This is a genomic window from Acinetobacter sp. YH12152, from assembly GCF_013418285.1.
GTDB classification, from domain to species: Bacteria; Pseudomonadota; Gammaproteobacteria; order Pseudomonadales; family Moraxellaceae; genus Acinetobacter; species Acinetobacter amyesii.
Genome location: NZ_VPCH01000072.1, coordinates 1 through 11,273, shown reverse-complemented (window position 1 = coordinate 11,273; position 11,273 = coordinate 1). Strand labels below are relative to the sequence as shown.

General features: G+C 41.4%; 8 protein-coding genes, 1 rRNA gene and 1 pseudogene. 3 read left to right on the top strand and 7 right to left on the bottom strand.

The window, feature by feature from the left end; translation table 11 throughout:
* Window positions 1–107, top strand: a pseudogene (locus FTU83_RS15955) (IS701 family transposase); the annotation flags it as partial.
* 30 nt (window positions 108–137) lie between these two features.
* Here the strand turns inward: FTU83_RS15955 and ilvD are convergent.
* Window positions 138–1,967 (bottom strand): dihydroxy-acid dehydratase, encoded by a 1,830-nt coding sequence (ilvD, locus tag FTU83_RS15950; RefSeq protein WP_180107271.1) that lies wholly within the window; start codon window positions 1,965–1,967, stop codon window positions 138–140.
* A gap of 437 nt (window positions 1,968–2,404) precedes the next feature.
* Here ilvD and fmt point away from each other — a divergent pair, with 437 nt between their 5' ends.
* A complete protein-coding gene (gene fmt, locus FTU83_RS15945; RefSeq protein ID WP_180005357.1) occupies window positions 2,405–3,364 on the top strand; it encodes a methionyl-tRNA formyltransferase in 960 nt (319 codons plus the stop codon).
* Window positions 3,364–4,671, top strand: a complete 1,308-nt coding sequence (rsmB, locus tag FTU83_RS15940) for a 16S rRNA (cytosine(967)-C(5))-methyltransferase RsmB (protein WP_180107269.1) — start codon at window positions 3,364–3,366, stop codon at window positions 4,669–4,671. Before fmt ends, rsmB begins: the two co-directional genes overlap by 1 nt.
* Window positions 4,672–4,753: 82 nt before the next feature.
* Here rsmB and FTU83_RS15935 read toward each other — a convergent pair whose 3' ends face one another.
* The 6 genes from FTU83_RS15935 to rrf all read right to left on the bottom strand — a co-directional run.
* Window positions 4,754–4,864: a methionine/alanine import family NSS transporter small subunit gene (locus FTU83_RS15935; RefSeq protein WP_180005359.1), complete on the bottom strand. Its 111-nt coding sequence runs from the start codon at window positions 4,862–4,864 to the stop codon at window positions 4,754–4,756.
* Window position 4,865: 1 nt separating this feature from the next.
* Window positions 4,866–6,350, bottom strand: a complete 1,485-nt coding sequence (locus tag FTU83_RS15930) for a sodium-dependent transporter (protein WP_180005360.1) — start codon at window positions 6,348–6,350, stop codon at window positions 4,866–4,868.
* Between the two features lie 367 nt (window positions 6,351–6,717).
* A complete protein-coding gene (locus tag FTU83_RS15925) occupies window positions 6,718–7,278 on the bottom strand; it encodes a DUF1287 domain-containing protein (protein ID WP_180107266.1) in 561 nt (186 codons plus the stop codon).
* An 85-nt stretch (window positions 7,279–7,363) separates the two neighbouring features.
* Complete coding sequence (locus tag FTU83_RS15920) at window positions 7,364–8,809, bottom strand: aldehyde dehydrogenase family protein (RefSeq protein ID WP_180107264.1); 1,446 nt, start codon at window positions 8,807–8,809, stop codon at window positions 7,364–7,366.
* A gap of 361 nt (window positions 8,810–9,170) precedes the next feature.
* Entirely contained in the window at window positions 9,171–10,544 is a 1,374-nt protein-coding gene (locus tag FTU83_RS15915; protein ID WP_180107262.1) for an MFS transporter, read from the bottom strand.
* Between the two features lie 624 nt (window positions 10,545–11,168).
* Window positions 11,169–11,273 (bottom strand): 5S ribosomal RNA (gene rrf / locus FTU83_RS15910); the annotation flags it as partial.

The window sequence follows — 11,273 nt, the reverse complement described above, 5'->3', positions numbered from 1 at the left end:
ATATATATCGTTGGCAGAAGAAATTATTTAGACCAATTATCAAAAACTTCATTGATGACTTTATTCTCGATAAAAATCATCTGCTACCACAGAGAATCTATAAATGATAGTGCGTAAGTCCTATAAACATCTAAAGTTTAGATTTCACGTACTGCGCCTTTCGCCGCACTCGTGGTATGCATTGCATACGCTTTCAATGCTTTCGAAATTTTGCGTGGACGCTCTTCAACTGGATGCCAACCTTTGGCTTCTTGCGCTGCACGGCGAGCCGCCATCGTAGCGTCATCAACAGCTAAGTTGATGGTACGGTTTGGAATATCGATTTCGATTAAATCACCATCTTCCACCAAACCAATTGCACCGCCTTCTGCTGCTTCTGGAGATACGTGACCAATTGAAAGGCCTGATGAACCGCCAGAGAAACGACCGTCAGTCAATAACGCACATTCTTTGCCTAGACCTTTCGATTTTAAGTAGCTGGTTGGGTACAACATTTCTTGCATACCCGGACCACCACGTGGGCCTTCATAGCGAATCACAACCACATCACCGGCTTTGATTTCATTACCCAAGATCGCCTCTACTGCTGAATCTTGGCTTTCAAACACACGTGCAGTACCGTTGAATTTCAAGATTGAATCATCTACACCCGCAGTTTTTACGATACAACCATCGAGCGCAATGTTGCCGTAAAGCACAGCTAAGCCACCGTCTTTCGAGAACGCATGTTCAGCATTACGGATCACGCCATTTTCACGGTCACCATCTAGTCGTTGGTAATATCGATCTTGTGAGAATGCAGTTTGCGTTGGTACACCGCCCGGCGCTGAACGGAAGAATTGGTAAACGTCTTCATTTTCAGTACGGATAATGTCCCATTTATCTAAAGCATCTTTTAAGCTTGCTTCGTGAACAGTACCTACAGATGTGTCCAATAAGCCTGCACGGTCTAATTCACCGAGAATGGACATGATACCGCCAGCACGGTGTACATCTTCCATATGTACGTCGTTTTTCGCAGGTGCAACTTTACATAGAACAGGCACTTTGCGAGATAAACGGTCAATGTCATCCATCGTGAAATCAACACCCGCTTCATTGGCAGCCGCCAACAAGTGTAGAACGGTATTGGTTGAACCACCCATCGCGATGTCTAAAGTCATGGCATTTTCATACGAGGCTTTGGTCACCATTTCACGTGGCAATACGCTGTAATCATCTTGTTCATAATGACGTTTAGCCAATTCAACAATTAAAGAGCCTGCGCGTTCGAATAATTTTTTACGGTTTGCATGTGTTGCCAGTGTAGAACCGTTACCCGGTAAAGACAGGCCCAATGCTTCTGTTAAGCAGTTCATTGAGTTTGCGGTGAACATACCTGAGCATGAACCACAAGTTGGGCATGCAGAGCGTTCGTATTCTGCTACTTCTTCATCGGTATAGTTGTCATCTGCAGCCACAATCATGGCATCAATTAAGTCGATGGCTTTGTCGTTACCACGGATTTTAACTTTACCCGCTTCCATTGGACCACCAGAGACAAATACCACTGGAATGTTCAAACGCATTGCCGCCATCAACATCCCTGGAGTAATTTTGTCACAGTTGGAAATACATACCATGGCATCGGCACAGTGTGCGCTCACCATGTATTCAACAGAGTCTGCAATCAAGTCACGTGAAGGCAATGAATACAGCATACCGTCATGACCCATCGCAATACCGTCATCAACCGCAATGGTATTGAACTCTTTGGCTACACCGCCTGCTTGCTCAATTTGACGCGCCACGAGTTGACCAAGGTCTTTAAGATGAACGTGACCCGGTACAAATTGAGTAAATGAGTTCACGACGGCAATAATTGGTTTACCAAAGTCTTCATCTTTCATACCAGTTGCGCGCCATAAGCCGCGCGCACCCGCCATATTTCTTCCGTGTGTCGATGTTTTTGAACGATAGTCAGGCATTTTATATTTCCAACAAAGTTTGAGCTTGAAATGAATCCTACAGATTCACTCTGGCTAAATCATACTGACAATGATGTAAAATCAGTCGAATTTTAAACCTATCATACACCAAGCCATTGTTTTTAAAGATGGCTTTTTAAGCTGAGATTTGGGCAGATGGGTCTATCAATAAAAACGAGTGATTTGACGACAAAAATCTTTTAACTGAAATCTACTATACCGCCATCAATGGCTGCACAATACAAAACTTTCATGAATAATTTTTAAATTTTATATAAATATAATTTATTTAAAAATTGCAAATTTGCGATTTTGGGTTATGAAATCATTGAGCTTGGACAGCTTCAAAGTTGCAAAAATCAATTTCTAATGTTCTAAATTACGCATTAATCATTTGCTATAATCCACATATTCAACACAGATTCGGTTCATTCATTTTGAAAATCATCTTTGCCGGTACGCCAGAATTTGCCGCAACAGCACTAGCTGCATTGCTCAACACACAACATGAAATTGTTGCGGTATACACTCAACCTGACCGCAAAGCTGGACGTGGACAAAAACTCACAGCTTCTGCCGTAAAGCAATTGGCTTTAGAGCACCATCTTCCTGTTTACCAACCCCTTCATTTCAAATCATCGACTGAAGAAGGTTTAGCCGCACAAGCGGAATTAAAGGCCTTAAATGCCGATGTTATGGTGGTTGCAGCCTATGGTTTGATCTTGCCGCAAGTCGTGCTAGATACCCCGAAATATGGTTGCCTGAATATTCATGGTTCATTGCTGCCACGTTGGCGTGGTGCAGCACCGATTCAACGTGCCATCGCAACAGGTGATATTGAAACAGGTGTCACCATTATGAAAATGGCAGCCGGACTCGATACAGGCGACATGATGTATAAAACCATCTGCCCGATTGAAGCAACGGATACCTCTGCAACTTTGCATGACAAACTTGCAGAGCAAGGTGCAACTGCAATTGCTGCCGTTTTAGACACTGAACAAACATTGCAGCAATATTTAGACAGCCGTGAAGTTCAAGACGAAGCATTAACAGTTTATGCACATAAGCTATCAAAAGCTGAAGCAAAAATTGATTGGTCCATCGATGCCGTACAAATCGATCGCAACATCCGTGCCTTTAATCCGTGGCCGGTAGCATTTATTCAGTTAGATGAACAAAACAATTTACGCGTTTGGCATTCTGAACTTTCTGCTGCGTCTGCACCGAATGCTCAAGCAGGTGAAATCATTGCCATCGATAAAAAAGGCATACACGTTGCCTGTGCCAATGGCAGCGTGATTATTTTGACTTCTTTGCAATGGCCGGGTGCTAAACCACTCAACCCTGTACAAATTTTACAAACCCAAAAATTGACTATTGGACAAATTTTATAATGAAGCAATCTTCCAACGCCTCGACCCGAGACCTTAATTTACGTGCTCAGGTAGTGAAGACGTTATTGGCTGTCCAAAATGGTCAATCGCTGCAATCTGTCCTCGCGCAGCAAATGAATATTGTATCGGACAAAGACCGTGCTTTATTCCATGAATTGGTGCTCGGTTGTTTACGTCAATGGTATGCATTGAAACAACTGACTTTACCGCTACTGTCTAAACCGGTAGATAACCAAGTGGTTGAAACCTGTTTATACCTTGGTTTGTACCAATTATTGTGTACCCGTGTCGCGGCTCATGCTGCAATTTCCGAAACGGTAGACGCTGCAAAACAATTGGGTATGGGCAGTCTAAGTGGCTTAATCAACGCGATTTTGCGCCGCGCAACACGTGAAACAGAACAGTTCTACGATGTACTTGAACAAGCGACCAATTTACCAAGTTGGTTAACCAAACGTCTGAAAAAAGACTGGGGTGAACAATTTGATGAACTCAGTTATGAGCTTAAACAAATTGCGCCACTGACTTTGCGTGTCAATACACGTCAGGTCAGCCGTGACGAATACCTCGATATTTTGGAAGATGAAGGTATCGATGCGCATCGCTGTGAACTGTCTGATGTCGGCATTGTGATGGACGAAAGCCTACACATTCCAAGCCTGCCGGGCTTTGAAGCAGGTGGTTTTTCGGTACAAGATGAACATGCTCAGCTTTGCGCAACACTATTGCCAAATCTTGACGGTAAATTTGTGATTGATGCTTGTGCTGCGCCGGGTGGTAAAACAGCACACATTTTAGAGACCTTCCAACCAAAGAAACTCATCGCACTCGACCAAGATGAGAAACGTCTGAAACGTGTGGTTGAAAACCTTGATCGTTTGGATCTCGATGGTAAACATGTCGAAATCCAAACTGCCGATGCCGTCACCTATACTGCTCCTGAACTTGCTGATTGCATCGTGCTCGATGCGCCATGTACCGCTGTGGGTGTAATGCGTCGTCATCCTGACATTCGTTTACTACGTCAATCGGGCGACATTGCGAAAACGGTAGTGTTACAAAAGCAAATTTTGGAAAACATGTGGAAGCAGCTTAAAGTCGGCGGCACCTTGCTTTACATCACTTGCTCGATTTTAAAAGCTGAAAATGAACAGCAAATAGTTGAGTTTTTTGCTAATCATGCAGATGCTCAAGAAGTCAAAATTGAGGCAGACTGGGGTATGGAACAGATCCATGGCCGTCAACTTTTCCCAAAAGTCGGTTATGGTGATGGTTTCTATTATTGCCGTATAGTAAAAACGGCCTAAATCAATAAACACCTTTTTAGATGTAAACAATCATAAAAAATGCCCGATGATTTCATCGGGCATTTTTTTCGTCATTCTAAATTTAATCTTCAGCTTCGTCAGGATTTTTCACCAAATGAATCGTCGCTAAAAGTAAACCACCCCATAGCAAAACAATTGATAAAATCATCATGATCATTGCAGATGTATTCATATTAATTCTCCTCTGGACCTTTGTCTTTACACAAGCTTAATAGAACAGAACCCAATACAAAGAAGGCCAATACCGAACCACCCACCAACCAAAGTGTCGTTGCAGGATAACCGCCATAACCTTCAGTTGCGACAGCCTTAATCGTCAATACAAGTGCAACCAATAATGAAATTGGGGTGATCACGGTCAATAAGAAATTCCAACCTTGACCCAACTTGATACTTGAGTATTGATTTGCATGCTCTTGTAATTGTTTCATCAATGGACGATGGAACCACGACACCAAAATAATAGAGAGTAAACCACCACCCACGATCCCAATGTTATTGGCAAAGTAGTCAATGATATCAACAAAAGTAATGGCACTTTGTGTAGAGAATAAAAGTGTAGATACGATTGCTGAACCGCCCGCAACAATCGTTACAGCTTTATTTTTTGACCAACCCAATTTGTCTTGAAACGCTGCAATTGGCACTTGCAAGATACTCACCATAGAGGTAATCCCTGCAACCACCAACGAAGCAAAGAACAAGAAGCCAAACAAATCACCGCCTGCCCCCATACTCGAAATGATTTTCGGGAAGGCAATAAAGGCTAAACCAATACCACCAGATACTACTTCTTTTACAGGTACACCTGAACTTTGTGCCATGAAACCAAGTGCTGCAAAGACGCCAATACCCGCTAAGATTTCAAATGATGAGTTGGCTAATGCAACGACTACACCTGAACCGGTTAAGTTGGTTTTTGCTTTTAAGTAAGACGCATAGGTCAACATGATCCCGAAACCAATCGATAACGAGAAGAAGATATGACCAAAGGCTGCTAACCATACTTTATAGTCGGTCATCGCTTCCCAGTTTGGCGTAAAGAATGCATTTAAGCCTTCTGCCGCACCCGGTAGACGCAATGCTTGAATGACTAAAATGCTAAATAACACGATCAATAACGGCATAAAAATTTTATTGGCAAGTTCTACACCACGACGTACACCGCCATAGAGAATGAACATCACCACAGCCCAAACAATGACTAAACCAACAAATAAAGTCGGAACAAAACCAAATGTTAAGCCATCACCATTTTGTAGATAGGTTTTAAAGAAAAAGCTTTCCGTATCTGAGCCCCATTGTTGTCCAATGGCGTAATACATGTAACTACCGGCCCATGACAATACGCTGGCATAGTAGATCCCGATGATGAGTGTCACCATCACTTGCCACCAGCCTAATGCCTCACTGTTCATAAGTTTTTTATATGCAGTTGGCGGTGCTTTTCGGAATTTATGCCCCACTGCATAATCTAAGAACAATAAAGGCAAACCCGCTGCAAAAATTGCAATTAAATAGGGAATTAAAAATGCACCGCCACCATTTTCATACGCCACGTAAGGGAAACGCCAAATGTTTCCCAAACCTACAGCGGAACCAATAGCGGCAATGATAAATCCTGATCGTGCCGACCAGATTTCACGATTATCTGACATAGAACACCTAAACCTCAGGCATCTTTAACTGCTGCTTGTTATGGTTATATCGCGAGCAAAAAAAGAACCATAAAAATAAAATTCTGGGTGTTTGATCTGGTGAGATACCTTGTGAGCGTCTATACCAAATTGCAAACAGAAAAATCACATGCGCATTTTGGTTAAAAACACCACAAATAACTTTCCCTTTGTATGAATTAACAATACTCACTTTTTTTAAGTTTTTCTGTAATTTCTACGGCAAATATTCCATTTTTATAATGTGTTTAGGCTTAAATGTTCATTTAATCAGCTTATTTTTCATACAATTTAAGTTATTAATAATATAACTTTTAGGAATATTTTATTTCCAATTAAATTTTTAAAGTTATTTCACTCGATAATGTCCGGTAATTTGATAGGCATGCAAAAGATCTTCTTCCTGTGTGCCCTCTCCTATATTATGGATGATCAGCGGAACCCCGCTACCTTTCATTTTACGATCTGAAACCACGCCGATATGCACTAAACCACGTCCTAAGTCCCAAGTGACAATATCTCCTGCCAAATACTGCTTATCTTTGACAACAAAGCCCTGACGTTGCATCCAAGTTTGAATATTGGGAACACGTCGATGATCAATATTTTTATCGGTTCCTTTTAAGCCCCATTTTTGTGGATACTGCTTAAAATTGGCTTTCATATCTTCATGAATGGCTTGTTGTAAATCAATCCCTTGCTGTCGTAATGCACGAATTACCACGTCGGTACAAACACCCTTGATTAAAGGGACATCTCCCATCGGATAACGCAGTGCAGTATACGCAGGATCATAATATAAGGTTTTCCCAATTTGACTGCGTGCATCGGTCACCATTTGAGTGGCGTTAAAGGCAAAGACAGCCATATTCACGGTCATCAAACTGACCAATAATAAAATTCGTTTCATTTTTTCTTATGCACTTTAGTTTTTGAAATGATTAAAAAATGGGCTTCGAACAGATCCATACTGAACCAAGCCCATGTTTAAATGGCTACAATTTTATCGCCAATACGCGTTCTTCTTGCATATCTCGAATGGCAGACTGAATTCCTTCACGGCCTAAGCCAGAATCTTTTACGCCACCATATGGCATGTTATCGACACGGAAAGATGGAATGTCATTAATAATCACTCCACCGACCTCTAAGTGATTCCACGCATACAACATTTTATTCAAATTTTGCGTATAGATGCCCGCCTGTAAACCAAAACGGCTGCTATTAATTTTGGCGATGCCTTTTTCAAAATTTTTGTATTTCTCTAAAATCGCGACAGGGCCAAAGATTTCATCTTTATACACTTCTAGTGATTCATCGACATTTTCCAATAAAATTGGATCGAGCAAAGCCCCCCGATGTTCACCACGAACCAATGCTTTGGCACCTTTTTTTACTGCTTTATCGACCCATTTATGCACGCGTGTTGCTTCAGCTTCCTTAATCATTGGACCGACCATGGTGCTTTCCAAGTGAGGATCAGCCGCTTTAAGCTGCTTCATTCTCGCCACGAGTTTTTTCTTCACATCGGCATAGATATCAGCATGCACCAAGATGCGTTGTACGCTGATACACACCTGCCCTGCATGGTTATACGCCCCACCGACTAAGCGTTCAATAAATGCCGCTGAAATTTCAGTATCAGGCTCAACCAATACCGCAGCGTTGCCACCGAGCTCCAAAGTCACTTTTTTACGTCCCGCACGCGCTTTCATATCCCAACCAACCACATCGGAACCGGTAAAGCTGAGCAGTTTAAATCGGTCGTCAGTGACCAAGACATCTGCATGTTCACGTGGACAAGGTAAAACCGAAAAGGCACCTTTTGGTAAATCCGTTTCTGCTAAAACTTCCGCAATTTTTAAAGCTGAAATAGGCGTCAAACTTGCAGGTTTCAACACAAATGGACAACCTGCAGCAATGGCGGGTGCAATTTTATGCGCAGTAAGATTGATCGGAAAATTAAACGGGCTAATCAACGATACAGGGCCTATCGGCACATGTTTGACCATGCCTTGATAACCGGATGCCGCTGCGGTAACCGCCAATGGTATCATACGACCATCATCCATCTGTGTGACAGCATCGGCAGCAATTTGAAAGGTATTGATTAAACGTTCAACTTCAGCAGCTGCGGCTTTACGCGGTTTTCCACCTTCCGCAATTAAAATTTCAGTCAATTCTGCACGCATTTCATTAAAGCGTTTTACACAGTGCAGTAAAATTTTTTGTTTTTGAAAAGGTTCCAATGCCGCCATTGCAGCACTAGATTTGACCGCTGAATCAATGGCTTTTTCAATGGTTGCAGCATCTGCGAGCGCAACGCGTGCATATACGTCTTGGGTATATTTTTGATTCACTTCTAACCACTGATCGGTAGTCGCTGCTTTACCTGCAACATAGAGCGGATAATCTTTTATATCTTGTACGGCTTTGGACATGACGATATTTCCATGATCTTGAGACATTATTGATAAATGTGAATAAATCTATGCCTCTATCATGCGCTGACTGAGCACAGAGTTCACTATATTTAAGTAACAAAATGAACCTCAAGCCTCAAACTTGATTACTTATACGCCCTGAACTTCATCCCCTATTTTCAGATCTCTGCTTGCACTGAAAAACGTATGATCGAGTCTCTATATAACGATGAAATTAAATTAGAAGAGCTGTTTAAAAATATTAAATCTCATTATTTATCAATTTTTTAATAAATCATTCAACCTAAATTCAATGATAAAATTTATGAGTACAACATAAAAAAGCCCATCAAATAACGGGCTTTTTTAAATCTAAATTTTAACTATACGAACGCTGTGTTTTGACTGTAGCCTTATTCACATTTTCTAGAGCGGCAACCTCTTCATCCGTTTGCGCTTTGCGAATAAAGAACACTGCAATCGCTGCGATCACCACTGGAATTCCCACGGCCATAAAGTTAATTTGATGTGGCAATTCTTGTGATAATAAATAGCCGATCAGAATAGGGCCAACAATCGCACCTGTACGACCGACTGCAGATGCCCATCCAATACCTGTCGAACGTACAGACAACGGATAGTACTGTGCAACATAGCTATACAGCAAGATTTGTGAACCAATTGCCGATGCACCTGCGACAGCAACCAAAAGATAGATCACAGGCTGTGGTGAATTAAAGCCGAGTAAAGATAGTGCCACAGCACCTGCAAGACATAATGTAATGATCACCGGTTTTAAGTGGAATTTGTCCGCTAAAATACCGCCGCCAATCGTACCAATTACGGCACCAATATTCATCGCCAATAGGAAGGTCAAACTGCTACCTAATGAATAACCTGCGGCCATCATTAGTTTTGGTAACCAACTGCCTAATGCATAAAGCGTTAATAGACACATAAAGAAACACAGCCAAAACAACATCGTACTTACGCCACGACCTTGCTTATACAACGCTTTAACAGACGTTCCACCCGGAACCGCAACTTCAGTCAGTTCCAGTTGAGTATTTGCAGTCACGGTTTGTTCAGGTGCAATGGTTTGAATCATACGACGTGCTTCATCATGACGATTCACCTTCACCAAAAATGTGAGCGATTCAGGTAAAAATTTCCAAGCAAATGGCAACAGTAACAGTGGAATACCCGCAATGAAGAACATGATTTGCCAGCCATAATCCGCAGTAAACCATGAACCAAAGAGAGCCGCCATGATGCCACCCATTGCATAACCACTGAACATAGTGGTCACTAAAGTACTGCGTAGATGCTTAGGTGCATATTCAGACGTCAATGCCACAAGGTTCGGTAATACTCCACCAATGCCAAGTCCAGCAATAAAACGTAAAGCACCAAATTCCGTAGGATTTGAAGCAAAACCACCTAAAAATGTGAATGTACTGAATAAAAATACACAGATCATGATGACTTTTTTACGACCAATCTTATCAGCCAAAGTACCAAACATCATGGCACCAAACATCATCCCTGCAAGTGCTGTACTCGCTAGCATACCTGCTTGAACAGCTGTTAATCCCCAATCTTTCATTAATAAAGGCAGCGCAACACCATTGATCGCTAAGTCGTAACCATCAAATAAAATAAGAATTAGACACCACATCATGATGCTGAAATGCGATTTTGTGAACTTAGCGTTATCGACAACGCTATTCACATTCATTGTGCTTGTAGACATTGAACCTCACCTCCAATTGTGAGTTTTATTTTTCGCTACAATGCCGTTTTTGACTGTAAATTGTCCAAAATTACAAAGGTATAGACCCATACCTTTCAGATATATCCATGTTGTTTGGGAATAAAATGTCATAAAAACTCGAATATTTTTGAAATATTTATACATAAAAAAGTCGATGGACTGCGGGTCTAGTTTTTATAATGATTAATTATCAATGTGTTATTAGAAGCTAAATCACAATCAGACGATAGATTATTTGATATGAAAATTGTCAGAATAAAACTCAAATTTTATAGAAAAAAACCAGACTCTACGATCTAGGTCGTAGATTTCTAAATCATAAGGCATCAGCCATCACTTAAGTCGATAATTAGGCATTTAAACTGTTGTTTTAGCTGACTTACATTCAGGTTTTCCGACATTTTTAAGCTGAGAATTCCTTCAATTGATGATTTTTAAATGCGTTTATTGTCTAATAATCATCCATGTTTAAATAATTCAAGCCACAATCTATCAATATTTTTATCATCTCCCTGTTTTATGCTTCTGCTTATCTTCTTTTCCCCTTTTCTCCACACATAAAAAAACACCCCCTGCACTAGTCAGGGGGTGTTTCGAATAATGAGCTGGCGATGACTTACTCTCACATGGGTAACCCCACACTACCATCAGCGCTAAGAGGTTTCACTTCTGAGTTCGGGAAGGGATCAGGTGGTTCACTCTTGCTAT